This window comes from Brucella sp. NBRC 12953 (assembly GCF_040369775.1).
Taxonomy (GTDB): Bacteria; Pseudomonadota; Alphaproteobacteria; order Rhizobiales; family Rhizobiaceae; genus Brucella; species Brucella pseudogrignonensis.
Genome location: NZ_BAABSV010000001.1, coordinates 725,707 through 750,089, shown reverse-complemented (window position 1 = coordinate 750,089; position 24,383 = coordinate 725,707). Strand labels below are relative to the sequence as shown.

Here is a 24,383-nt window from a genome sequence, read left to right as displayed (position 1 = left end):
TTTACGCATGTCTTAATCCAAAACCGGTTCCCACTTTTGGGAGACATGCTTTAAAAACCAGCATGTTCCTTGAGGAATTCGGCTTCCTCGCTGGTCGTTTCGCGACCCAGAACATTATTGCGATGGGGAAAACGACCAAAACGCTCGATAATATCGTGATGCTGACGGGCAAAGCCCAACGAGAACTCATCACCCAGCTTTTCGTAAAGATCGACACAGCGTTTCTGATCACTGAGATGTTCGCTGTGCATGAATGGCAGGTAGAAGAACTGACGTTGCTCAGCTGAAAGTTTGCGGTCGAAGTCATGATCGAGCGCCTGCGCTGCAACATCACGGGCGAGGCCGTCACTTTCAAATGAGCGTGGAGAGCCGCGGAACATATTACGCGGGAACTGGTCGAACAGGATGGTCAGCGCGAGTGCACTTTCCGGCTGCTGTTTCCAGTCTTCCAGCTTGTCAGCGCGAGCATCTTCATAAGCTGCCAGAAATTTTTCGCGAATTTCCGCATCGATGTCATCGCTTTTGCTGAACCAGTTTTCGCGCATCTTTGCAGAAAACCAGAAATCGAGGACATCTTGGGGTTGAATGGCCATTACTGCCTCTTTTCAGGTTATGGATTTTGGTTTGGACTGTCGGGCTGCGGGCAGGGCGTCTCGCCCTTCATGTTACGAGACATGCAAGCGAATCGATCAAAGCCTTTGCCTGCATCCATTGCCGCTTTTCCGGCACCACAGCCGGAAAGAACGGCCAGCGAGATCAGTAGGACGACTTTGTTCATCTGGAGCGTTTCCGGTTTCGAAATGATGCCAATCACGGGACTTAATAATAAGCATCGTGACTTCGAGCGGCAATAGTTACAGGGATTTGTGATCAGCCGCGACCGCGATAATTGGGTACAGACTGTTCAGGGATCCAGACATTCTTTGGTGTTTCGCCCGTCTGATAAAACACATCAATCGGGATGCCGCCACGCGGATACCAATAGCCGCCAATGCGCAGCCATTCCGGGTCCAACAGTTCAACAAGTCGCTTGCCGATTGTAACCGTGCAATCCTCATGGAAAGCACCATGATTGCGGAATGAGAACAGGAAAAGCTTGAGCGACTTGCTTTCGACCAGCCACTTGCCCGGAACGTAATCTATCATCAGATGAGCGAAATCCGGCTGTCCGGTCATAGGACATAGAGAGGTGAATTCTGGTGCTGTGAAGCGAACGCAGTACGGCGTTCCTGCTTGCGGGTTTGCAACCCTTTCAAGGATGGCCTCTTCGGGAGATTGTGGTATCGTGCTGTTCGATCCAAGTTGCTTGAGATCGGAATATATCGTCTTTTCAGACATTTGCGTGCCTTTTTAAAAGCCACGGTGCAGTCTTCACGCTTGCATATCAAGCGTTTGTCCTTGTTTTGACCGGGTAGGCTGCGACCGGTGGCAGATTGCCAATGGCTTCGAGTAGCAGTCTTGTACAAGCAGGTAAAGCCCATAGAAAAACCCGCGCTGGGAGGGCGCGGGTTAGTCGGGAGGATTTTTTTTGATCAGCGGCGATCGGAGGAGATCACGCAACCAATTGCAACGCCGATCAAAATTCCGAGTACACCAGCGGTGCCGAAAAGCGTCGTTGCCGTACCAGGGTTTTCCTTGACTGTTTCCGCGACAGCCTGACCACGCTCACGAACAACCTGTGCCGCGTGGCGAAAACGTCCGGATGCATCATCAAACGCATCTTCGGCAGAATCCCTCAGATCGCTTGAGCGGGATGCCAAGGATTTCGACAGGCGCTTCAGTTCACCACGAAGATCAGAAATCTGCTGTTCCAGAGCCTGTTGAACGTCGCTAGCAGTCTTATTGTCGGCCATTTGAAACCTCCATTGGAATTGATGCGGATAAAACGTACCGACAACCAATTGGTTCCATTAGAGGAAAGAGATTTTACCTCTTCAATTTGCTTTCAAAGAAAGGCAGGAGGCTCAAGCCTCGGCCTATACAAACGCCCGCAAGGGCACCAACCGCTTTGAAAAGGAAATCGGCAAATTCACCGTGCCGTCCGGGTGCGAGCCGCTGAAGCAGCTCAAACATGCCTGCGCAACCGACCGTCAGTAGCAGGACTGCCAGCCATTGGCGGGGGTAGGCCAGTGCAAAGAGAAAACCGACCAGAAAAAAAGCAGCAAAACGTTCCAGATCAGCAGGCTCGCCGGTGATCGGACGGAACTGGATTGGGCTGATCGTTACCACGAGGATTAAAACCAGAATCGACCAGGCAGCGATACGCAAAAGTCGCGTCATTAAATAAAGGCCTTCTATTCTGCCGTATAGTTGCCGACAGGTTCGTCCTGACTAGGGTCGCCGCAGCGCTGATACATGCGATCGGTTATTGCTTTTTTCAGCCCGTTCGCAAATGGCAATTCATAATGAGCGATGACATCGACGCCCATGCACCATTTTACGTTCTGCGGTGAGAGACCGTAATTGGTTTCAAGGAAGCCAATGGCATAGTTTATACCTTCTTCGCAATTCTCAGTTGTGCAGAAATTGCCATCTTTTGCCAGTTGACGGATTGAGCCTTTGCCGATCTTCTGGACGATTGGTTCGACGGCAAAGGGAGTTGCCCCGGCAAGCGCAACAATAACCAGTCCAATAAGGGTAAATTTGATAGAGCGCCGCATGAATCGCCGTCAGTTATTGATCCTATTGTCATTTCATAACGCATGGGTGGCACTATGATGGCAAGGTCATACGTTAAATGTAGTGGCTTGTATTAGCCAATGTGCGGGATTGTGACGGTTTAATATTGACTTTTACGTAAATGCGGTTGCACAACATTCGCCTGCATATTGCAAGATTGGAATATTGTGGTGCGCGAATATTATACGATCACAGAACTGACGCGGGAATTCGGGATATCGACCCGGACATTGCGTTTTTATGAGGATGAGGGGCTGATCTCGCCGGTAAGGCGTGGTCGCACACGCTTGTTCAGGCCTTCTGATCGGCATCTTCTGAAGCAGATTATGCGTGGAAAGCGTCTTGGTTTTTCAATCGCCGAGATACACGAAATCGTACAGATGTATCGCGAGCCGCCGGGTGAAACCGGCCAGCTCAAGCTATTGATGAAGCGCGTTGAGGAAAAGCGTGCCGATCTGCGCCAGAAGCGTCGCGACATTGACGAAACGCTTTCCGAACTCGATCAGGTTGAAGAAGCCTGCATTGAACGTCTTGCAGAACTTGGTGTTTCTACCTGATTTAAGGCTGATTATCCGGCACTGGTGAGCACATCTCGGCGATCTGCTGAACCGTGCTGTTATTGTTCTGGTCAGCCTTGCCGTTAAAGACGTCGTCGAACAGTTTTGCCTTGTCGAGTTCGCTCACAACACAGCCGCAGAACTGCGTGCATAGCGTTTCACTTCCATTCTGAATGCAGGATGCGACGCAGGATTGCATAAAGGCTTGGCGTGGCGCTGGCTGTGCTGGCGGCATGATCTGCGAGAACAGATAGACAAGCGCGATCAGTACAGGCTGATGGATCAGATAGAATGCAAGACTGTGGCGACCGATAAAGGTGAGCGGCTTTTGCAGAAAGGCGGGCTTAATGTCGCCGGATAGTATCGGGAGCCAGTTAAAGCGCTTGAAGATACGTGCCGCCGCTATACCAATCAGCACAGCGCCAAACCATGGAAACAGCGGCACGTAATCGTTGGAGCGAGGCGGGACTGTCGAAAGCCCGATCCATGCAAGCCACATCTGGTTGAAAATATCTGACTGCGCATAAAACGGTGCGGTTATGACGAAAGCTGCCACGATCAGTGTAACAACAGGTGGCAGGCGCAAGAACAGTAGACCCAGCACGCTTGCCAGTGCGATCTGATGCAGAATGCCGAAGAAAATGAAGTTATCGGGTGACATATAGAATGTCACAGCGGAAATGGCTGCTGCTGCCGCTCCGATCTGCAACAGACGCTTTCCCATTGCTTCCCAGCGGATGGCTCTGCCATGCGCGAGCACAAGACTAAAACCGACCAGAAACAGGAAGCTTGATGCGATGCAGCGCGCAAAGAGCTTCCATCCGCCATGTGCTGTCGTTGCCGGTGCCATGTAGCCGAAGAACTCAAGATCCCAGCCGAAATGATAGATCGCCATCGCAATAAGCGCGACGCCGCGCGCAATATCAATGCGCGTCAGGCGAGGACGGCTTGCGGGCGTTACAGTCATTTCAGCATTGCTCTGCATGTTATTTCCTGAGCTGTGACACTAAGAGTCGAGCCGATTCCTATCACATGCGATTGCATGGCTGTAGCACTGGCACGAAAATCAGAATGATTTTTGGAAAGCGCGATGCACCGAATTGAACTATGTCAAAGGACCGGATTCGTTCGGTTCGAGTTATATCGTGCAGCTTATCGGTGGAGATCGCGTTGTTTTTCAGTGTTTCCAAGCTTTTCTGGCTGTTTTTTCAGCCGCTGACAATCATCCTCGTATTTCTGTTGATCGCACTTTTGCTGATCTGGACCGGCTTTAGAAAACTCGGGCTTACAACGCTTATTGCCGCTGTATTGGTGTTGTTTATCAGCGCTTATACAACGCTTGGCACCGTGTTGCTTGCGCCGCTGGAAGATCGCTTTGCAAAACAGACCGAGCTCCCGCAACGTGTTGATGGCATTGTGGTTCTGGGCGGCTACATGAATGGTGACATCAATGAGGGGCGTCCCGGATTTGAATTGAACAGCGCTGCCGATCGAATTTTTGAGACGATGCGGCTTGCACGACTTTATCCCGACGCGAAAGTCATCGTGTCCGGTGGGGACGGTGCTTTCTTTGAAGACGCCAAGCCCGAAGCCGATAGCACACGCACAATGTTGTCTGATCTGGGCTTTTCAGGTGATCGCTTCATTTTTGAGAACAAATCCCGCAATACAGTAGAAAATGCGGAGTTTTCCAAGGCGCTCGCTGAACCAAAGCCCAGTGAAACATGGCTTCTGGTGACGTCGGCCTATCATATGCCGCGGTCTATCGGGTGCTTCCGCAAAGCAGGCTTTGACGTTGTTGCATGGCCGGTTGATTATAAGACACCAGCAAAGCAGGGCCTTTCAATCTATCTTGAATCGCCGAACGAAGCCTTGTCGCGCTTTAGTGTAGCAATGCGTGAATGGGTAGGGCTTACAGCCTATTGGATGACCGGCAAGACAGATATGCTGCTGCCTCAACCCTGATGCCCCATTTCTGCCGTGACTTTAAAGCTTTTGTTAAGCATAGCTGTTGTTAAGGTTCTGATACTAAATCAGTTTTTGAATCGTGCTGTTGCGAGATGATGAAATGCGCCGCATTTCCGCCATTTTTCACAGTTGCGTTTCATCTGCGTCAGGATTATATCTCCGGTAACAGCGTTGTGAAGGACGCTGCTTATAAGAGTTGCACAACAAGGTTGTAAAAAAATCTCCATGGACGAAACCGTTCAAAAATCCTGCTGGGGCGTGACGCTCTGGGCAGTCGTTGGCCTCGCTACAATCATTCTCATGGCTTATCTTTTCTCCGCTTGATGCAGATGCATTCGGTCCCGAAAAGTTGAATGGCTTTTCGGATATGGCTTTGCATTGAAAATGGACAGAACGTGCGTTCGTATCTTAATTGAGGTTCGACGTGCTATGGAGTTGCGTAAACCGGAAATTTAATGCCGCATTTCGGCATTCTGTTGGCGTTGTTCCTCTCCTACACTATCTGTTAATGGTGTAATATTATTGCGCATTGGCGCGTGACATTGCGCTGCCCGTTTGCGGGGCGAAATAGGTGTAGAATGTTTCTGTCGGTATTCGATCTGTATAAAATTGGTATTGGGCCTTCGAGTTCGCACACGATGGGTCCGATGACGGCTGCCCATATGTTCCTCGATGAACTGGTCAGCGGCAATTGGCCGAAGCCCGCCAATGCCAAGGTTTATCGATTGAAGGCGAGCCTGCATGGCTCACTCGCCTATACCGGCGTCGGCCACGCCACGGATCGCGCTGTGATTTTGGGCCTTTGTGGTTTCACACCTGATTCGATTGATCCGGATATTATGGATAGCGAAGTCGAGAAGGTTTCGCGTGCCAGGACGGTTCAGCCCGCTGGGCATCCGGCATATCAGTTTGATCCTAAGACCGATTTGGTTCTTGATCGTAAGACGCCTTTGCCCGGCCATGCGAATGGCATGGCTTTCGAGGCATACGACAAAAGTGACCGATTGCTGCTCCGCCGTGTGTACTTTTCGATTGGCGGCGGCTTTGTTGTGACTGCGGAAGAATTGAGCCGCGTGCAGACCAGTGGTGGAAAGCGCGAGGAAAAGGCCAATGTGCCTTATCCGTTCAACAATGCAGCTGAAATGCTCGCTATGGCACGTTCAAGTGGGCTTTCCATTGCCGACATGAAGCGCGCCAATGAAGAGTGCCATATGTCGTGCCTTGATCTCGACGAAGGTCTTGATCGCATCTGGGGTGCGATGCGCGGTTGTATCGAACGTGGCCTGAGCCGCGATGGTATCATGCCGGGGGGCTTGAAGGTCCGTCGCCGTGCGCGTCAGCTATTTGAGCGTCTGGAAGACGATTGGCGCAACAACAAGCTGAATCCGCTGCTCGCAAATGACTGGCTGTCCGTCTATGCGATGGCCGTCAACGAAGAGAATGCTTCGGGCGGGCGTGTTGTAACCGCACCGACCAATGGTGCGGCGGGTGTCGTGCCTGCTGTTCTGCGATATTACCTTCATTTCCACGACGATGCCGATGCAAAGGGCATTCGAGACTTCTTGCTGACGTCAGCGGCAATTGGTGGCGTGATCAAGCACAATGCTTCGATCTCAGGCGCAGAAGTCGGTTGTCAGGGTGAGGTCGGTTCTGCATCAGCTATGGCCGCTGCCGGTCTTGCGGCTGTTATGGGCGGCACGCCTGAGCAGATTGAGAATGCAGCTGAAATAGCGCTTGAGCATCATCTGGGCATGACCTGCGATCCGGTAGCCGGTCTCGTGCAGGTGCCTTGTATTGAACGCAATGCGCTTGGCGCTGTGAAGGCTGTTACGGCTGCATCGCTCGCTGTTAAGGGGGATGGCCAGCATTTCGTGCCGCTTGATGCCTGTATCGAAACAATGCGTCAGACGGGTCACGATATGAGCGAGCGCTACAAGGAAACCAGTCAGGGCGGACTGGCCGTCAATGTGGTTGCCTGCTGAGGATAACATTCTTATCACTTGAAGCCTGCATTCAGCTTGGCTAAATCAGCCTCATGGCACTTAATCTCGTCAAACTTTGCGTCGGCTGCGATAGCATCGAAGATCTCGCAGCCTGGATCGATTTCAGGCTTGCGGAGCAGCGCGCTGCCGGGCTTGTCCCGGAACAGTTTCACACGACACGCATGGTTCCCAAACGTACTGATGAACTGCTTGAAGGCGGATCGCTTTACTGGGTGATCAAAAGCAATGTTCAATGCCGCCAGCGCTTGCTCGATATTCGCCCGTTTACGGATGAGCAGGGCATCAATCGCTGCCTTCTGGTACTGGAGCCGAAAATCCATCCGACTCAGTGGCAACCACGTCGCGCTTTTCAGGGCTGGCGTTATCTCAGTGAAAACGAGGTTCCGCTTGATGAAGCCGCTGGTAAGTCGGGCAGGGCAGCATTGCCGCCAGAGCTTCGGCAGGAACTTGCAGCGCTGGGATTGCTTTAGTTTACAAACAAAAAAGGCCCGTCGAAATGACGGGCCTTTTTTGTAGGTGAGATATTTCAGCTCTCAATCGTGATGCGTACTGCCACTTTGTCGGACGTAACCGGCAGGGTCATACGCATCATAGTGCGCGGCTGCACCATGCGGCGATTGCGAGCGGCGTGGCCAACCAGCAATCCAACCAGATCACGCGTATGGAAACCTTTTCCATGACGCACATCGGCAAGACGAATCGCAGCCTGCTTAAGAGCCTGAACGGAGAACAGTGAACCAAGTCCGGATGGGCGAGGCGCTTGTTCAGTCCATATGCTGGACTTCAGAGCATATTGTCCGATCGTTTCATTCATATTCGACATCTCGAAACCCTCTACGCAATACTATTTCCGGGTTTAAAGCGGTTACGAGAGAGCTTCCCCTCTCGCTCGGATTAATTGGCGACTGCGTAGCAGCCAAAGTTCTTCTTCTTGAGCGATGCGCATGCATCCCATGCAGCCTGCTTCGAGGAGAAGCCTACAAAGCGAGCACGGTAGAAAGTGGAGTTACCCTTCACGAATGTTTCAGTGTAAGGCGATGCGGAACGAAGTGGCGCACCGACTGATGAAGAGACCTTGGTCAACATATCGCGTGCCTGGCCTTCGCTTGGCAGCGAGCCAACCTGAATGGCCCAACCACCGGAAGCGGGTGCTGATGCTGTCGTTACAGGGTCGATATCGTGTGCTGGAGCCGATGGAACTGCGGCCTTTGGCGTTGGGCGCACAGCTGCCTGCGCTGCCATTACAGCTGGGCGCTGTGTCGGTGCGGCGAGAGCCAGAACCTGTGGCTGGTCAATATCGCCTTCGCCGCTTTCGTTGTTGATGACGTCAGCAACTTCAGTGGTCTGACGAGCAACCGGAACCGGTGCATTACGTGCCTTTGGCAGATCAACCGATGCGACAACCTGTGGAACTTCACCACGCATTGCAACAAGCGGTTCCGAAACGCGGCCACGAGTGGCTGCAGGAAGATACTTGCGGATCAGCTGGGTCATGTGTGCATCGCGGCTGGCGCCGGTGTTGCCGCCCATGACAACGGCAACGAGACGACGACCGTCATAGTTGACCGATGAAGCGAGGTTGTAGCCCGATGCATTGGTGTAACCGGTTTTAATACCGTCAACGCCTTCAACACGACCGAGCAGGCGGTTGTGACCATTGATTGTCTGACCACGGAACACGAAGCTACGACGCGAGAAGTATGAAAACTCCTGCGGGAAGTGCTGACGAAGCGCAATGCTGAGGATTGCCATGTCGCGTGCAGTCGTAACCTGCGACATGTTCGGGAGGCCCGACGCGTTGCGGAAAGTGGTGTTTGCCATGCCCAGACGACGGGCTTTGGCCGTCATCATCTGTGCAAAACGCTCTTCCGAGCCGCCAAGGAATTCGCCCGAAGCAGTTGCAACGTCGTTGGCTGACTTGGTCACCATGGCGAGAATAGCATCTTCAACACGGATGGTCTGACCTGGCTTGAAGCCAATCTTTGTCGGTGGACGCGCTGCTGCATAAGAAGAGATAGGAATACGGGTATCTTTATTGATACGACCTGACTTCATGCCTTCAAATAGCATGTACATGGTCATCATCTTGGTCAGCGATGCCGGATAGCGTTTAGCGTCTGCGTTGGATGCAAACAGCGTTTTTCCGGTGTTCGCATCGATCACAATAGCGGCATATCTGTCATTTGCCACAGCAGGAACTGTCGTTGAGGCCGTAGAGCAGCCTGTTACAACAGCGAGAAGAAGTGTGGCTTGCGCCGCTCTTTTCAAGGCATATGCTACTTTGCTGAATGCGGTACGCACGATGATGACCTGCCTGTATTCCGGTTTTTTTGAACTGCGGCGCAAAGGGCACACAGCTGTCTAATTCCGTAACCTTACTGTCATCAGCGTTACCAATCCGTTTATGGTAACTACAATATTCATAAATTTTCAAAAAATGTGCCCAGCGGTTTCGGGTGCTCATTCGTCTTATTGATAGCTATTTTTGATTTTGAACATCTTTCGATGGTTGCCTACTCGTAAAAGTGACTGAGATAACTGTGCCAATGCAGCACCTTGCAATAAGTCTCGGTTGCAAGTGTCGATGAAGGGCTTAAAATCAGATCATGACGCCCTACATATGAGGGCAGGCAGGCCAGATAGTTGGGCATTCGGGTGTTAGGTTTCATGAGGCATTTTAATCCAGTCATGCAGAGCAAGACCAACGGCGGGAACGGACCGGATAACGGTACGGTTGTGGTCACGCGTACGCAGCCTAAAACCAAGAAGCCAAGCCTCTATCGTGTCCTGCTTCTCAATGATGACTACACTCCTATGGAGTTTGTCATTCATGTCCTGCAGCGGTTTTTTCAAAAGAATATGGACGACGCAACGCGTATTATGTTGCATGTTCATAACCACGGTGTCGGTGAGTGCGGTGTATTCACTTACGAAGTTGCCGAAACCAAGGTTAGCCAGGTCATGGATTTTGCCCGCCAAAACCAGCATCCATTACAATGTGTAATGGAGAAAAAGTGAGGTCATATGCCATCGTTTTCTCCCAGCCTTGAAAGGGCGCTGCATCAAGCGCTTACCATCGCGAACGAGCGGCATCACGAATATGCGACGCTCGAACACCTCTTGCTTGCCCTGATCGACGATCAGGACGCGGGCGCAGTGATGCGCGCCTGTAACGTCGATCTCGAGCATCTCAAACGGATCGTGACCGATTATATCGACCGTGAACTGGACAATCTCGTCACCGGCTATGACGAGGATTCCAAGCCGACGGCAGCTTTCCAGCGCGTGATCCAGCGCGCCGTGATTCACGTCCAATCCTCAAACCGTGAAGAAGTTACCGGCGCGAATGTGCTGGTTGCCATCTTTGCCGAGCGCGAAAGCCATGCTGCCTACTTCCTGCAGGAGCAGCAGATGACGCGCTATGATGCCGTCAATTATATTTCGCACGGCATTTCAAAACGCACGCAGAGCAGCGAAACGCGTACGCCGCGTGGCGCTGAAAGCCCGAGCGAAGAACGTACGAGTGTGGAGCCGGAAGAAGGCGCAAAGAAAAAGCAGGATGCGCTTACTGCCTATTGCGTCAATCTGAATGAGAAAGCCAAGTCCGGTCGTATCGATCCGCTGATCGGTCGTGACAGCGAGATCAGCCGCACGATTCAGGTTCTCTGTCGTCGCTCCAAGAACAACCCGCTTTATGTGGGTGATCCGGGCGTTGGTAAAACCGCAATCGCCGAAGGTCTGGCAAAGCGAATCGTGGAAGGCGATGTGCCTGAAGCGCTTGCTGATGCCACGATCTTCTCGCTCGACATGGGTACGCTGCTTGCCGGTACACGTTATCGCGGTGATTTCGAAGAGCGTCTGAAGCAGGTCGTAAAGGAGCTCGAAGAATATCCGGGTGCGGTTCTGTTCATCGACGAAATTCACACCGTCATCGGTGCCGGCGCCACTTCGGGCGGTGCGATGGATGCATCGAACCTGCTAAAGCCAGCGCTTTCTTCGGGTGCAATCCGTTGCATTGGTTCGACGACATATAAAGAATATCGTCAGTTCTTCGAGAAGGATCGCGCTCTGGTGCGTCGTTTCCAGAAGATTGATGTCAATGAGCCATCGATTCCGGATGCGATCGAGATCATGAAGGGTCTGAAGCCGTATTTTGAAGACTTCCATAAAGTCAAATATACGGTTGATGCCATCAAGTCGGCTGTAGAGCTTTCTGCACGCTATATCTCCGACCGCAAGTTGCCCGACAAAGCCATCGACGTGATCGATGAAACTGGTGCAAGCCAGATGCTTCTGCCGGAAAACAAGCGCAAGAAGACCATTGGCGTCAAGGAAATCGAAGCAACCATTGCCACCATGGCGCGGATACCGCCGAAATCTGTTTCGAAGGATGACGAGCAGGTGCTCGCACATCTCGAATCGGAACTGAAGCGCGTTGTCTATGGTCAGGATCTGGCGATTGAAGCGCTTTCCTCTGCAATCAAGCTTGCCCGCGCAGGTTTGCGGGAAGCAGACAAGCCAATCGGCTCCTATCTGTTCTCCGGCCCAACAGGTGTCGGTAAGACGGAAGTGGCCAAGCAGCTTGCTTCTTCGTTGGGCGTTGAACTGCTTCGTTTCGACATGTCGGAATATATGGAGCGTCACACTGTATCGCGTTTGATCGGTGCCCCTCCGGGATATGTCGGCTTTGATCAGGGTGGCCTTCTGACCGATGGTGTCGATCAGCATCCGCATTGCGTGCTGTTGCTCGACGAAATCGAAAAGGCGCATCCAGACCTCTACAACATTCTGTTGCAGGTTATGGATCATGGCTCGCTCACCGATCACAACGGCAAGAAGATCGATTTCCGCAACGTGATTCTGATCATGACCACCAATGCCGGTGCCGCCGATATGGCAAAGGCTGCGATTGGTTTCGGTTCGACACGGCGCGAAGGCGACGACATGGAAGCGATCAACCGGCTATTCACGCCGGAGTTCCGCAACCGTCTCGACGCAATCGTTCCATTCGGTCCGCTGCCGGTTCCGGTCATTCATCAGGTCGTTCAGAAGTTCGTGCTGCAGCTCGAGGCACAGCTTGCAGAACGTGGCGTGACATTCGAACTGACCGAGCCTGCTATCGCATGGCTTGCTGACAAGGGTTATGACGAGCGCATGGGCGCGCGTCCGCTGGCTCGTGTGATTCAGGAACACATCAAGAAGCCATTGGCCAATGAAGTGTTGTTCGGCAAGCTCAAGCATGGCGGTACGGTTCGCGTCGATGTGACGACAAAGGACGACGGCAAGACCGATCTTGCTCTTGAGACTGTTTCCGACAAGCCGGTTACTCCGAAGAAGGATATTCCGGCTGAAAAGAAGCAGCCTGTGCGCAAGAAGGCAGCACCGAAGAAGGCTGAAAAGGAAAAGGTTCTGGCTGGCAAGGATGAGGCCGCGCCAAAACCTGCCACCAAGGCTTCGACGGCGAAATCGTCGGTTCCTAAAGTGCCGCGTAAGAAATAAGAACTTAAAAAGGCCCTTCACATGAAGGGCCTTTTTTATTGACCGCATTTGCGGCTGAAAAACCGCTTCGCACTTTTGGCTTAAATACGTCTTCAGTTTTTAATATGCGTTATCCTGCGCAAAACCGCTTCGCACTTTTGTTGGAAATGCTTTAGTTTGAAGCATGTCTTCGAGTCTTTCCCCCAGTTCTGACCAACAGTCAGCAGAGCAATCTGGCCATCTTGGCTGGTTTTTTCGCGGTACGCGCCGAATCGTGAGCGTACCTGCCATTTTGCTGATGAGTTCTTTTATTGGCTTTTCAGGGCTGGCAATTGAAAGCGGCATAACAGCTGGGCAGGCGGTGTTTATGACACTGACCATTTGGGCTCTGCCTGCAAAGGTCGTACTCATTGGTGCGATTAGCGCCGGGGTATCAATCCCAGCAGCGGCCTTGGCTGTCGGATTGTCGTCTGTTCGCCTCATGCCGATGGTGGTGGCGCTTTTACCAGAATTGAAAGGCCCAAAGACACGCAAGCTGACGCTTGCGGCCCTATGCCATTTTGTGGCGGTGACGGCCTGGGTCATGGCAATGGAAGAGCTGCGTAACGTGCCGCGCAATATGCGGACTAGCTATTTTGCAGGGATCGGCACGGTTCTTGTCGGCACGAATGCGCTTGTGGTCGCCTTGGTTTATATGCTGTCGGCATCTTTTCCGCCTGTCGTGTTTGCAGCGCTTTTCATGCTCACGCCGATGTACTTTCTAACATCGCTCTGGAGATCGGCCCGCGAACGGGCGGGGCAGATTGCGATGGTTTCGGGCATCGTGCTTTTCCCGATCTTCCACCAGCTTGCACCGGGCTATGATCTGCTTCTGACTGGTATTTTCGGCGGGCTGATTTCATTCGCCTTTCACCGCTCGCGCAAGGCGAGCAAGGAGGCTCTGCAATGAATTGGGACAGCTATTCCGATTGGTGGTGGCCGCTTGTATTCATCCTGCTTGCAGGAGCACTTCCAACATACATCTTCCGCGTCATGGGAGTGGTTGTCGGTGGCCGGGTACGTGAGGATTCGGAGGTTCTGGTGTTTGTGCGCTGTGTTGCGACGGCACTCGTTGCAGGCGTGATCGCACAGCTTATTCTGTATCCGAACGGGGAGCTCGCAAACTCCCCGATGTGGCTTCGTGTTGGATCGGCAGCTGCCGGATTCGTCGCTTATCTTATCGCGGGCAAGCGCTTGCTTGTCGGTATTGTGGTGGCAGAAGCGCTGCTGATTGCCGGATTGTTGAGCTTATAAAGACGATTCTTATCAAAGTGCTGCGCGGATTTTCTCAGCATTTGCTGTAAGTACGGCCGCGTCTTCCATTTTTCCGGTGTGAGGCTTCAGTTCTATACCTTCAAAACGTGGGATGACGTGGAAGTGCAGGTGGTAAACTGTCTGACCCGCTGCAGGTTCATTGAACTGAATGACCGTGACGCCATCCGCATCAAAAGCCTTTTTCACGGCATTCGCGATCTTCTGTACTGCTTTGATGGCTTCGGCGAGCGCTTCCGGCTTTGCATCAAGCAGGTTGCGTGAAGGAGCTTTTGGAACAACCAGCGTGTGGCCGGTTCCCTGTGGCATGACATCCATGAATGCCACAACATCATCCGTTTCATAGACGCGCGTTGACGGAATCTCGCCGCGCAGGATTTTTGCAAAGATGTTGTTGTCATCATAGGTGGCGGACATACTGTTCTCTCCAGTTCAGTCTCTTGTTCGGTTGTTATCGTCATGCCTGCTTGAAGGGCGTGTGCTCTTCCAGTGCTGCATGTATCTGATCAACTTCTCGCCGCTCACGTTCCAGATAGTCGCTGACAGCGCGGCGGAAACCTTCATGCGCAATATAATGCGCGGAATGGGTCGTAACAGGCACATAGCCACGCGCAAGCTTGTGCTCGCCCTGTGCACCTGCTTCCACAACCCGTAATTTGCGATCAATCGCGAAGTCTATCGCCTGATGGTAGCAAACCTCAAAATGGAGGTATGGGTGATCCTCGATACAGCCCCAGTGACGTCCATAAAGTGTATCGCTACCAATGAAATTGATTGCACCGGCAATGTAACGACCATTACGTTTCGCCATGACCAGCAGGATATCCTGCGCCATCGTTTCGCCAATCAGCGAGAAAAACTTGCGGTTGAGATAGGGGCGGCCCCACTTCCGGCTGCCTGTATCAATATAGAATTCATAAAAGTCATCCCAGACCGATTCCGTCAACTCCTTGCCGGTCAGCCAGTCGATTTCGATGCCTTCTGAAAGCGCCTCTCGGCGTTCTTTTTTGAGAGCTTTACGTTTTCTCGACACAAGCTCATTTAGAAAATCATCATAATCGGAAAAGCCATTGTTTATAAAATGAAACTGCTGATCGGTTCGATGCAGAAAACCGGCTGCTTCGAGCGATGAAATCTCGGTTTGGGGCGCGAATGTAACGTGAGCAGAAGAAGCGCCTGTCTGATCAGTGAGTTGCCGAAGCCCCGTCGCGAGAGCAACCTGGATGGCTTCGGGTTCAAACTCCCGATGGTGAAGCAGGCGCGGGCCGGTTGCGGGTGTGAACGGAACTGATGCCTGAAACTTGGGGTAGTAACGACCGCCTGCGCGTTCAAAAGCATCTGCCCAGCCGTGGTCGAATACATATTCGCCCTGACTATGGCCTTTCAGGTAATTGGGAATTGCCCCGATAAGATACCCCTGATCGTCCTCGAGGCGCAGATAGTGAGGCAACCAGCCAGCCTGTTGTGACACGGAGCCTGACTGTTCCAGCGCCAGAAGAAATGCGCGGGAAATAAACGGATTATAATTGCCATCCTGCCGGGAAGTTCCGGCAAGATGGTTCCATTCGTCTTCCGAAAAGTCGCCAACGCTTTCAACGATGCGAAGAGCGAAGCTTTGCTCAGTCTGCTTCTCGTCGTCACTCATGGCGAAATGTCCTGTTAAGCGACCAGTGCGCGCGGATCGAAGCCTTCAAAGGTGATCTGATCCACGTTGAGATCGCTATGCTTTTTCATTTCTGCATCGCGTACTGTCCAGCTGATAACCGGAAGGGCGAGCTTTTCCCGAACGAAGCTGACGAATGGGTTCGGCAGGTGATGCACATTATAGGATACAAAGGAAATCTGATGCGCGAGCATTGAGAAATGCGCTTCGAAATCCTTTGTACGCGTGCCTTCGGCTGTCAGGCCTCCCGTGATGCCGGGAGCGTCGCTTGCAAACAGTCGAACCAGATGATGGTCGAAAGACATGATTGCAGCTTCGCCCTTATAAGCAGCGAGTTCTTTTGCAACAGCCGCCACGAGACCATCATCACGGCCTTCGATGCCTTTGAGCTCAATCACGACAGGCACGCGGCCAGCAATCAGATCAAGCATCTGTTTGAGCGTTGGCGCGCGATCAGCGGTGCCGCCAATATGAAGCTCAGTAGCCTCTGCGAGCGTCAGATCGCTGATACGGCCTTCGCGCCCGGTAAGGCGCTTGAGGTCATCATCATGAAACACGATGACGCCGCCGTCTTTGGTCAGATGCACGTCGCATTCAATTGCAAAGCCAGCTTTCGCTGCTGCATCAAAGGCTGCGAGCGTGTTTTCCCAGCGATCTTTATTGAGATCGTGGAGGCCACGATGCGCAATTGGCTGTTTCTTGAGCCATTCAGGAGATGACATTATGCAACCTCGATGATTGCTTCGATTTCAACCGGTGCATTCAGCGGCAGGCTTGCAACGCCGACAGCTGAGCGGGCGTGTTTGCCAGCATCGCCGAGGACAGCGACGAGAAGATCTGATGCGCCATTGGCAACCAGATGCTGTTCAACGAAATCAGCTGTCGAGGAAACGAATACGGTGATCTTTACGATGCGCTTGATCTTGTTCAGATCGCCAAGAGCTGCTTTTGCCTGTGCGAGAATATTGACGGCGCAGGCGCGTGCCGCGGCCTGGCCGTGAGCAACCGTCAGCGCATCGCCGATCTGACCAGTGTGAATGAGCTTGCCGTTTTCCAATGGAAGCTGGCCCGAAGTCAGCAACAGAGGGCCGGTTTGCGCGAAAGGCACATAGTTTGCAGCCGGTGCTGCAGCTTCCGGTAAAGATATACCCAGATTTTTAAGACGGCTGTCGATTGTGTCGGTCATTCCATTAATCCTTGCTAACTTAATGCCTTTCGCACCCGATACATTAAATAGAATCGGTGAAGCTTTTGGGGAGGGTGCGTTTTTTGCCTCGCTTCCGCCACGAGTTTTTTTATCATGCTCCTCAATAGATCGGGAGATTCATGTATGCGTTTTTTGAGAATGGCATTTGCGGCGACTGGAGCGGCAGTTTGTGTTTGGGGTGGTTCGGCAACGATTGCCAATGCTGCTTCGACGGTAACGTTGGTTCCGCATCGCGCAGTGTATGATCTCACATTGGATCGCGCCGATGAGAAATCCGGGATTAGTGGCCTGACGGGGCGTATGGTCTATGAGTTCAATGGCTCGGCTTGCGAAGGCTATACGACGAATTTTCGCTTTGTGACGCGCATCGATATGGATGAGCAGCCGCAACGCGTGACCGATCAGCAGACGACAACGTTTGAAAGCGGCAACGGCAAGGATTTCCGTTTCGTCAACAAAACCTTCGTTGACAAGGAACTGGTCAAGGAAGTTCGTGGCGATGCCAAGGTTGCAGATGGCAAGACCCTTGTCGAACTGACCAAGCCGAAGGAGAACAAGCTCGATCTCAAGGCGACGCAGTTTCCGACGATGCATATGGAAGAGCTGATCGCCAAAGCGGTAGCTGGTGAAAAGTTCTATCAGACGTCTCTTTATGATGCGTCGGAAGATGCGGACCGCGTTGTCTCGACGACGGTTGTCGTTGGTAAGGAGCAGGAAGCCAAGAACGACGAAACCAAAGCCATGGGCAAGTTCACGAAGGACAATGTCTGGCCGGTGACGATCTCCTACTTCGACGACAAGGAAAAACAGGACGGTCTTCCAATCTATCGCATCAACTTCAAGCTTTACAAAAACGGTATCACCCGCGACTTGACTATGGATTACGGTGATTTCGCCATGCGTGGAAAGCTGGTTAAGCTTGATGTCTATGATGACAAAGCGCCCAAAGCGGATTGCAAATAGGTCGTTTGCCACAGCCTTTGGCGTTATAATGGTCGCAAGGCTTGCATTTATCGGCGTGTTGGTTTAACAGCGCGCCTATTCCACACACGGGATTGGGCTTTTGCAGGGAGAAATCCTGCCTCAGCCTCCGGTGGCGAGCAATCGCCTCAGCCCGTGGAGGTTCAACCGGAAAAGGAAAATACAGATGGCATTGCCTGAATTCAGCATGCGTCAGCTTCTGGAAGCTGGTGTTCACTTCGGTCACCAGACCCACCGCTGGAACCCAAAGATGGCTCCTTACATCTATGGCGACCGCAACAACATCCACATTCTTGATCTGTCCCAGACCGTTCCTCTGCTGCACAACGCGCTGAAGATCGTTTCGGACACCGTTGCTCGCGGCGGTCGCGTTCTGTTCGTTGGTACGAAGCGCCAGGCTTCGGACATCATCGCTGACGCAGCAGCTCGTTCGGCTCAGTACTACGTCAATGCACGCTGGCTCGGCGGCATGATGACCAACTGGAAGACGATCTCGAACTCGATCCAGCGTCTGCGCAAGCTCGACGAAATTCTCGCTGGCGACGCTCAGGGTTACTCGAAGAAGGAACGCCTGAACCTCGAACGCGAACGCGAAAAGCTTGACCGCGCTCTCGGCGGCATCAAGGACATGGGTTCGGTTCCTGACCTGATGTTCATCATTGACACCAACAAGGAAGCAATTGCTATCCAGGAAGCCAAGCGTCTTGGTATTCCAGTTGTTGCAGTTATTGATTCGAACTGCGATCCAGACCAGATCGACTTCCCAATCCCAGGCAACGACGACGCTGCACGCGCTATTTCGCTCTATTGCGATCTGGTTGCTCGCGCTGCTCTCGACGGTATTGCACGTCAGCAGGGCGCTCTCGGCATCGACGTTGGCGCACAGGCTGAAGCTCCTATCGAGCCAGCTCTCGAAGCTCCAGCTGAAGGCGCATAATCAGCGCTCATGAATTTCATCCATCCGTCACATGACGGGTGGATAACTTCATTCGTTCCGATGCAATGAGCGTCGGTTAAAAGTTGGCACACCCATTCGGTGTGCCTTCGCTTTCGTGAAAGGCGACACAATGAGCATTTCCGCATCACAGGTTAAAGAACTCCGCGAACTGACCGGCGCAGGCATGATGGACTGCAAGGCAGCGCTTGCTGAAACCAACGGCGACGTAGAAGCCGCTGTTGATTGGCTGCGCGCCAAGGGTATCGCTAAGGCTGACAAGAAGGCTGGCCGTACGGCTGCTGAAGGTCTGGTTGGCGTTGCTGCTTCCGGCAACAAGGCTGTAGTCGTTGAAGTCAACTCCGAAACCGACTTCGTTGCTCGTAACGACGCTTTCCAAGATCTCGTCCGCAAGATCGCTCAGGCTGCTCTTTCGACCGACGGTTCGTCTGAAGCTGTTGCTGAAGCAAACATCGACGGCAAGTCCGTTACGCAGGTTGCTAAGGACGCAGTTGCGACCATTGGTGAAAACATCAGCTTCCGTCGTTCGGCAGCTCTTGAAGTTTCCAAGGGTGCAGTTGCTACCTACATCCACAACGGTGTTTCGGATGGCCTCGGCAAGCTCGGCGTTCTCGTTGCAATCGAAACCGAAGGCAATGCAGAAGCTGCAACGGCGTTCGGTCGTCAGGTTGCGATGCACGTTGCTGCTATCAACCCACTCGCTCTGACCGCTGCTGACGTTGATCCAGCTGCTGCAGAACGCGAAAAGGCGATCTTCATCGAGCAGGCTCGTGAATCGGGCAAGCCAGATGCAATCATCGAAAAGATGATTGAAGGCCGTATGCGCAAGTTCTATGAAGAAGTTGTTCTTCTTTCGCAGGCTTTCGTTATCAATCCTGATCTGACTGTTGAAGCTGCCCTCAAGGAAGCTGAAAAGTCGATCGGCGCTCCTGCTAAGATCACTGGCTTTGCACGTATCGCTCTCGGTGAAGGCATCGAGAAGGAAGAAAGCGATTTCGCTGCTGAAGTTGCTGCTGCAGCCAAGGGCTAATTCGTCTTTTCATCTGAAAAGGCTTTTGATTATGAAGGGCATCGCGTGACAACGCGGTGCCCTTCGTGTATCGGAACCCCAATACTAACAGTTGATCACAATCTGCGGAGAACACTCCATGTCCGTTAAGTCCGCCTATAAACGCGTTCTTTTGAAAGCCTCGGGCGAGGCATTGATGGGCAGTCAGGGCTTTGGCATCGATGTTTCGGTTGCTGACCGTATTGCCAATGATATCAAACAAGCCCGGGAGCTTGGTGTTGAGGTGGGCGTCGTTATTGGCGGCGGAAATATTTTCCGTGGCGTAGCGGTTGCATCCAAGGGCGGCGATCGCGTGACAGGCGACCATATGGGGATGCTTGCCACCGTGATCAATTCGCTGGCGCTGCGTACTTCGCTTCACAAGATCGGCGTGGATGCGGTTGTTCTCTCCGCCATAGCAATGCCTGAAATTTGCGAGAGTTTCTCGCAGCGACAGGCAACTGCTTATATGGACGAGGGCAAGGTTGTGATCTTTGCAGGCGGCACGGGCAATCCTTTCTTCACGACAGATTCTGCGGCAGCTCTGCGTGCAGCTGAAGTGGGCGCCGATGCGCTTCTTAAAGGTACTCAGGTTGACGGCATCTATTCCGCCGATCCGAAGAAAGACCCAACCGCAACGCGATTTGACGCGCTTACGCACAAGGAAGTTCTTGATCGCGGGCTTGCCGTCATGGATACAACGGCGGTCGCCCTTGCACGCGAGAACAACATTCCGATAATAGTCTATTCCATCCATGAAAACGGCGGCTTGGCCGAAATTCTACAAGGCAAAGGACGCTGCACGATCGTTTCCGATAATTGATCGGCGTATTGATCGTTTGTCTTGTCGCGCACTGAAGGAGAACATGCATGAGCGATGTTTTTGACATCAACGACCTGAAGCGACGCATGGAAGGCGCTGTTAATGCCCTGAAGCATGACCTTGGTGGTCTGCGTACGGGTCGCGCTTCTGCAAGCTTGCTCGAACCAATCACGATTACGGCTTACGGATCTGAAATGCCGATCAATCAGGTTGCCAATATTACGGTACCTGAATCGCGTATGCTGTCAGTTTCCGTATGGGATAAGACCATGGTTGGCGCTGTAGAGCGTGCGATTCGTGATTCCGGTCTCGGCCTTAATCCGATTACTGACGGTATGACGTTGCGTATTCCTTTGCCGGAGCTCAACGAACAGCGCCGCAAGGAACTGGTCAAGATTGCGCATCAGTATGCTGAACAGGGTCGTATTGCAGTCCGTCACGTTCGTCGTGACGGTATGGATACGCTGAAGAAGCTCGAGAAAGACGGCGATATCAGCCAGGATGACAGTCGTGGTCTTTCTGAGAAGGTTCAGAAGCTCACCGATGATACGATCGCTGAAATGGATAAGATCGTTTCGGTCAAGGAAGGTGAGATCATGCAGGTCTAGTTTCCTGATTTTGGAGCGCGCGAATTCTTTTTTCAGAAAAGTGCGGCTTTGAAAGCATGGGCTACTAGAAACAAGTTGTTGCCAGTGTCTGGTAAGTTATGAAATTCTGATTGTGTTTTTCAAAGCGCTACAGATTTATGACGTTAGGCACTGGCTGTGCATGATTTACCAATGAGGAGAGCTTCGCCATGTCCGATCCGCGCCACATAGCCATTATTATGGATGGCAATGGCCGTTGGGCGAAGGCACGCGGTTTGCCGCGCAGCGCCGGTCACAGGGCCGGTGTCGAAGCTTTGCGTGAGACGGTGAGGGGCGCTGGCGACCGCGGCCTTGGCTATCTTACCCTCTTTGCATTCTCGTCAGAAAACTGGTCGCGCCCAAGCGGTGAAGTCGGCGATCTCATGGGATTGCTGAAGCTTTTTATCCGCCGCGATCTTGCCGAACTGCATCGTAATAATGTGCGCGTGCGCATTATTGGTGAGCGCGAAGGGCTGGCCGCAGACATTTGCAGCCTGCTTGGCGAAGCAGAATCTCTGACCCGCCATAATAGCGGCCTTAACCTCATTATCGCTTTCAACTATGGTTCTCGCGATGAAATCGTCCGCGCGGTGCAAAGCCTTGCGCGTGATGTGGCGGCTGGCCGTCTTGACCCATCATCGATTTCTGCGGAGCTGATCTCCGCCAATCTGGACACGGCCGGTATTCCCGATCCGGATTTGATTATCCGTACCAGTGGCGAAATGCGCCTGTCTAATTTTCTGCTTTGGCAGGCAGCCTATGCAGAATTTCTGTTCGTTCCTGGCCACTGGCCAGACTTCAAGCCTGCCGATCTTGATGCGGCTTATGAGGTCTTCCGTCAGCGCGAGCGCCGTTTTGGTGGTGTAGAGGTGCGTGACAAGCTCGAAGAGTGTTCACCTGCAATCGAATGCACTTCAGCAAAAGGTGCAGCGGTTTGATGCGGCCTGGCCGCATAGAGTGCCGTGCGGCCGGTGGGGCGCACAAAGGCCGCTCTAACAGTTTAGGTTAGCCGAAAGGTATCAATGTCAAATCTGCAAACTCGCATTCTGACCGCCATCGTTCTCGGCGCTGCAGCTCTCTGGCTGACCTGGGTAGGCGGACTGGGTTTCACGCTTTTTTCCATCGCGATCGGTTTGGCGATGTTTTATGAGTGGACGGAACTCAGTGCGACAAAGCAGACGTCCTTTTCCCGCCTCTTTGGCTGGGCTTGGCTTATTCTCACATTTATTCTTCTTGTGCTTGATCGTAGCGCGCTGCTGACTATCGGGGCGCTGCTTGCAGGTTCAATTGTTCTTCTCGTAACTCAGTGGAAGACCGGGCGTGGTTGGCCCGCTGCAGGCCTCTTTTACGCCGGTTTTTCTGCAATTTCGCTTTCGCTGCTTCGAGGCGATGAGCCGTTCGGTTTCACAGCTATCTGCTTTCTTTTTGCCGTCGTATGGTCCACCGACATCGCAGCCTATTTCAATGGGCGCGCTCTGGGCGGACCGAAACTGGCGCCGCGTTTTTCACCAAACAAGACATGGTCTGGTGCTTTAGGCGGAGCCGCTGCTGCAGTTGCGGGTGGTATTCTGGTTGCATCGCTCGTTGCACCTCCCGGAAGCTGGGTTGTGCCATTGCTGGCATTGCTGCTGTCGATTGTTTCGCAGATTGGCGATCTCGCAGAATCATGGGTGAAGCGTCAGTTCGGTGCAAAGGATTCGGGCCGCCTTCTGCCAGGACACGGCGGCGTTCTGGATCGGGTTGACGGACTTGTTGCGGCTGCTGCACTTTTGTACATCTTCGGTGCGATTATTGCCGAGCCAGATGTTCCGTCTGCAATTTTCTTTAGTTTCTGATGCGTGTGAATTCGTAGGAGTGGTGATTTGCAGGAGGCTCTGGCCTTTTTTATCGGCAGCGAAAGTCTGCTTGTAGGAACGATAATTCCATTTCTATTTGTACTGACGGTTGTCGTCTTTGTGCATGAAATGGGCCACTATCTCGTTGGACGCTGGTGCGGCATCGGTGCGAGTGCCTTTTCCATCGGCTTCGGACCCGAACTGATCGGTTTCACCGACAAGCATGGCACGCGTTGGAAGCTTTCTGCGATTCCGCTCGGCGGCTACGTGAAGTTTTTGGGTGATGAGAGCGCCACAAGCTCACCTGTGGGTGTGGATAACTCCAATCTCAGTGCAGAAGAACAGAGCAGGGCATTTCATACCCAGCCTGTCTGGAAACGTGCCGCGACTGTTTTTGCAGGTCCCGCCTTCAACATCATTCTTACGGTTGTCATCTTCAGCGTGTTCTTTGCGCTTTATGGTCGGCAGATCGCTGATCCGCTTGTTGCTGGGGTTCAGCCCGGTAGCCCGGCTGCCGAAGCTGGTTTTGAGCCGGGCGACCGCTTTGTCAGTGTTGAGGGACAGAAAATCACAACTTTCTCCGATGTTCAGCGGATAGTTTCTGGTCGCTCAGGTGATGAGTTGGACTTTACCGTTGAACGCGGCGGCAAGATGGTCGATCTGAAAGCGACACCTGCCCTTGTCGAACGTACTGATCCGCTGGGTAACAAGGTCAAGATGGGTGCTATCGGCGTGGAAACTACACAGGCGGTCGGTAATTTTCGACGCATTGAGTATGGTCCGCTCGAATCAGTGGGGCAGGCGATTGTCGAAACCGGGCACATCATCAGCCGGACTGGTGAGTTTTTTCAACGCTTTGCCGTTGGTCGTGAAGATAAGTGCCAACTCGGCGGTCCAGTGAAAATTGCCAATATGGCTGGCAAAGCTGCAAGTCAGGGATTCGACTGGCTTATCCAGCTGACAGCCATGCTTTCCATTGGTATTGGGCTTTTGAACCTGTTTCCGTTGCCACCATTGGATGGCGGACATTTGGTTTTTTATGCTGTGGAAGCAATTAAGGGCAGCCCAGTGTCTGTTGGGGCACAGGAAATTTTTTATCGTGTTGGGTTCCTCGTTGTGATGGGATTCATGGGGTTCGTACTTTTCAACGACCTGTTTGCCTGCTAGATCACTGTCCGGCTGGCAAACGGGGAGCCGGGTCGCGCTGCTGATTGGCGAGACTCTCCACCGTAAGGAGCGCAACGTGTGG

General features: G+C 52.8%; 28 protein-coding genes and 1 pseudogene. 16 read left to right on the top strand and 13 right to left on the bottom strand.

The window, feature by feature from the left end:
- Positions 1–50 precede the first annotated feature (50 nt).
- The 6 genes from ABWV94_RS03650 to ABWV94_RS03625 form a co-directional block, all read right to left on the bottom strand.
- On the bottom strand, positions 51–593 hold the full coding sequence (locus ABWV94_RS03650) for a DUF924 family protein (RefSeq protein WP_079211969.1): 543 nt from the start codon (positions 591–593) through the stop codon (positions 51–53).
- Positions 594–610: 17 nt separating this feature from the next.
- Positions 611–778: a hypothetical protein gene (locus ABWV94_RS03645; RefSeq protein WP_200635142.1), complete on the bottom strand. Its 168-nt coding sequence runs from the start codon at positions 776–778 to the stop codon at positions 611–613.
- Positions 779–870: 92 nt separating this feature from the next.
- On the bottom strand, positions 871–1,338 hold the full coding sequence (gene queF / locus ABWV94_RS03640; RefSeq protein ID WP_113498506.1) for a preQ(1) synthase: 468 nt from the start codon (positions 1,336–1,338) through the stop codon (positions 871–873).
- Positions 1,339–1,532: 194 nt separating this feature from the next.
- Positions 1,533–1,853 (bottom strand): ElaB/YgaM/YqjD family protein, encoded by a 321-nt coding sequence (locus ABWV94_RS03635; protein WP_007875256.1) that lies wholly within the window; start codon positions 1,851–1,853, stop codon positions 1,533–1,535.
- A gap of 73 nt (positions 1,854–1,926) precedes the next feature.
- On the bottom strand, positions 1,927–2,280 hold the full coding sequence (locus ABWV94_RS03630) for a VanZ family protein (protein ID WP_064320696.1): 354 nt from the start codon (positions 2,278–2,280) through the stop codon (positions 1,927–1,929).
- 14 nt (positions 2,281–2,294) lie between these two features.
- The gene (locus ABWV94_RS03625; RefSeq protein WP_113498504.1) at positions 2,295–2,660 is read right to left on the bottom strand and encodes a hypothetical protein; all 366 of its coding nucleotides are present in this window, start codon (positions 2,658–2,660) and stop codon (positions 2,295–2,297) included.
- 189 nt (positions 2,661–2,849) lie between these two features.
- Here ABWV94_RS03625 and ABWV94_RS03620 point away from each other — a divergent pair, with 189 nt between their 5' ends.
- Positions 2,850–3,236 carry a MerR family transcriptional regulator gene (locus tag ABWV94_RS03620; protein ID WP_007875253.1) on the top strand — a complete coding sequence of 129 codons (387 nt, stop codon included), beginning with the start codon at positions 2,850–2,852 and terminating at the stop codon, positions 3,234–3,236.
- 1 nt (position 3,237) lies between these two features.
- Here ABWV94_RS03620 and ABWV94_RS03615 read toward each other — a convergent pair whose 3' ends face one another.
- The gene (locus tag ABWV94_RS03615) at positions 3,238–4,203 is read right to left on the bottom strand and encodes a heparan-alpha-glucosaminide N-acetyltransferase (protein WP_113498529.1); all 966 of its coding nucleotides are present in this window, start codon (positions 4,201–4,203) and stop codon (positions 3,238–3,240) included.
- A gap of 203 nt (positions 4,204–4,406) precedes the next feature.
- Here ABWV94_RS03615 and ABWV94_RS03610 point away from each other — a divergent pair, with 203 nt between their 5' ends.
- The 3 genes from ABWV94_RS03610 (at position 4,407) to ABWV94_RS03600 (ending at position 7,677) form a co-directional block, all read left to right on the top strand.
- Positions 4,407–5,201 carry a YdcF family protein gene (locus ABWV94_RS03610; RefSeq protein WP_079211966.1) on the top strand — a complete coding sequence of 265 codons (795 nt, stop codon included), beginning with the start codon at positions 4,407–4,409 and terminating at the stop codon, positions 5,199–5,201.
- Positions 5,202–5,782: 581 nt separating this feature from the next.
- Positions 5,783–7,186 carry an L-serine ammonia-lyase gene (locus ABWV94_RS03605; RefSeq protein ID WP_079211965.1) on the top strand — a complete coding sequence of 468 codons (1,404 nt, stop codon included), beginning with the start codon at positions 5,783–5,785 and terminating at the stop codon, positions 7,184–7,186.
- Positions 7,187–7,239: 53 nt separating this feature from the next.
- Positions 7,240–7,677, top strand: coding sequence for a DUF1489 family protein (locus ABWV94_RS03600; RefSeq protein WP_113498501.1), 438 nt, complete (start codon positions 7,240–7,242; stop codon positions 7,675–7,677).
- A 56-nt stretch (positions 7,678–7,733) separates the two neighbouring features.
- Here the strand turns inward: ABWV94_RS03600 and ABWV94_RS03595 are convergent, their stop codons facing one another.
- Positions 7,734–8,030 (bottom strand): hypothetical protein, encoded by a 297-nt coding sequence (locus tag ABWV94_RS03595; RefSeq protein WP_007875237.1) that lies wholly within the window; start codon positions 8,028–8,030, stop codon positions 7,734–7,736.
- A 71-nt stretch (positions 8,031–8,101) separates the two neighbouring features.
- Positions 8,102–9,508 (bottom strand): SPOR domain-containing protein, encoded by a 1,407-nt coding sequence (locus ABWV94_RS03590; RefSeq protein WP_113498527.1) that lies wholly within the window; start codon positions 9,506–9,508, stop codon positions 8,102–8,104.
- Positions 9,509–9,874: 366 nt separating this feature from the next.
- On the opposite strand from ABWV94_RS03590, the gene clpS reads away from it, so the two are divergent.
- The 4 genes from clpS to ABWV94_RS03570 all read left to right on the top strand — a co-directional run bounded on the left by clpS (position 9,875) and on the right by ABWV94_RS03570 (position 13,978).
- Positions 9,875–10,225, top strand: coding sequence for an ATP-dependent Clp protease adapter ClpS (gene clpS, locus ABWV94_RS03585; RefSeq protein WP_171380119.1), 351 nt, complete (start codon positions 9,875–9,877; stop codon positions 10,223–10,225).
- A 6-nt stretch (positions 10,226–10,231) separates the two neighbouring features.
- Positions 10,232–12,706, top strand: coding sequence for an ATP-dependent Clp protease ATP-binding subunit ClpA (clpA, locus tag ABWV94_RS03580; RefSeq protein WP_079211962.1), 2,475 nt, complete (start codon positions 10,232–10,234; stop codon positions 12,704–12,706).
- A 163-nt stretch (positions 12,707–12,869) separates the two neighbouring features.
- A complete protein-coding gene (locus ABWV94_RS03575) occupies positions 12,870–13,634 on the top strand; it encodes an AzlC family ABC transporter permease (RefSeq protein ID WP_079211961.1) in 765 nt (254 codons plus the stop codon).
- Positions 13,631–13,978, top strand: coding sequence for an AzlD domain-containing protein (locus ABWV94_RS03570; RefSeq protein ID WP_079211960.1), 348 nt, complete (start codon positions 13,631–13,633; stop codon positions 13,976–13,978). Before ABWV94_RS03575 ends, ABWV94_RS03570 begins: the two co-directional genes overlap by 4 nt.
- 12 nt (positions 13,979–13,990) lie before the next feature.
- Here the strand turns inward: ABWV94_RS03570 and ABWV94_RS03565 are convergent, their stop codons facing one another.
- From ABWV94_RS03565 to ABWV94_RS03550, 4 genes are read right to left on the bottom strand one after another with little or no spacing between them, the layout of a single operon-like run.
- Positions 13,991–14,413, bottom strand: a complete 423-nt coding sequence (locus tag ABWV94_RS03565) for an HIT family protein (RefSeq protein ID WP_079211959.1) — start codon at positions 14,411–14,413, stop codon at positions 13,991–13,993.
- A gap of 40 nt (positions 14,414–14,453) precedes the next feature.
- A complete protein-coding gene (locus ABWV94_RS03560) occupies positions 14,454–15,641 on the bottom strand; it encodes a GNAT family N-acetyltransferase (protein ID WP_113498499.1) in 1,188 nt (395 codons plus the stop codon).
- A gap of 14 nt (positions 15,642–15,655) precedes the next feature.
- Positions 15,656–16,381, bottom strand: coding sequence for a glycerophosphodiester phosphodiesterase (locus ABWV94_RS03555; protein WP_312468694.1), 726 nt, complete (start codon positions 16,379–16,381; stop codon positions 15,656–15,658).
- Positions 16,381–16,845, bottom strand: a complete 465-nt coding sequence (locus ABWV94_RS03550) for a RidA family protein (protein ID WP_007875216.1) — start codon at positions 16,843–16,845, stop codon at positions 16,381–16,383. The genes ABWV94_RS03555 and ABWV94_RS03550 overlap by 1 nt, the downstream gene beginning before the upstream one ends.
- 144 nt (positions 16,846–16,989) lie before the next feature.
- Here ABWV94_RS03550 and eipB point away from each other — a divergent pair, with 144 nt between their 5' ends.
- From eipB to rseP, 8 genes and pseudogenes are all read left to right on the top strand, one after another.
- Positions 16,990–17,829 (top strand): cell envelope integrity protein EipB, encoded by an 840-nt coding sequence (eipB, locus tag ABWV94_RS03545; RefSeq protein WP_113498495.1) that lies wholly within the window; start codon positions 16,990–16,992, stop codon positions 17,827–17,829.
- A 184-nt stretch (positions 17,830–18,013) separates the two neighbouring features.
- Positions 18,014–18,784 (top strand): 30S ribosomal protein S2, encoded by a 771-nt coding sequence (gene rpsB / locus ABWV94_RS03540; protein WP_007875213.1) that lies wholly within the window; start codon positions 18,014–18,016, stop codon positions 18,782–18,784.
- A 130-nt stretch (positions 18,785–18,914) separates the two neighbouring features.
- A complete protein-coding gene (tsf, locus tag ABWV94_RS03535; protein WP_064320684.1) occupies positions 18,915–19,832 on the top strand; it encodes a translation elongation factor Ts in 918 nt (305 codons plus the stop codon).
- Positions 19,833–19,950: 118 nt separating this feature from the next.
- Entirely contained in the window at positions 19,951–20,673 is a 723-nt protein-coding gene (gene pyrH / locus ABWV94_RS03530; protein ID WP_007875209.1) for a UMP kinase, read from the top strand.
- A gap of 47 nt (positions 20,674–20,720) precedes the next feature.
- On the top strand, positions 20,721–21,281 hold the full coding sequence (gene frr / locus ABWV94_RS03525) for a ribosome recycling factor (protein ID WP_007875208.1): 561 nt from the start codon (positions 20,721–20,723) through the stop codon (positions 21,279–21,281).
- Positions 21,282–21,454: 173 nt separating this feature from the next.
- Positions 21,455–22,237 (top strand): annotated as a pseudogene (locus ABWV94_RS03520) (isoprenyl transferase); the annotation flags it as partial.
- An 84-nt stretch (positions 22,238–22,321) separates the two neighbouring features.
- Positions 22,322–23,134 carry a phosphatidate cytidylyltransferase gene (locus ABWV94_RS03515; protein ID WP_007875204.1) on the top strand — a complete coding sequence of 271 codons (813 nt, stop codon included), beginning with the start codon at positions 22,322–22,324 and terminating at the stop codon, positions 23,132–23,134.
- 27 nt (positions 23,135–23,161) lie between these two features.
- Complete coding sequence (gene rseP / locus ABWV94_RS03510; RefSeq protein ID WP_007875202.1) at positions 23,162–24,301, top strand: RIP metalloprotease RseP; 1,140 nt, start codon at positions 23,162–23,164, stop codon at positions 24,299–24,301.
- Positions 24,302–24,383: the final 82 nt, after the last annotated feature.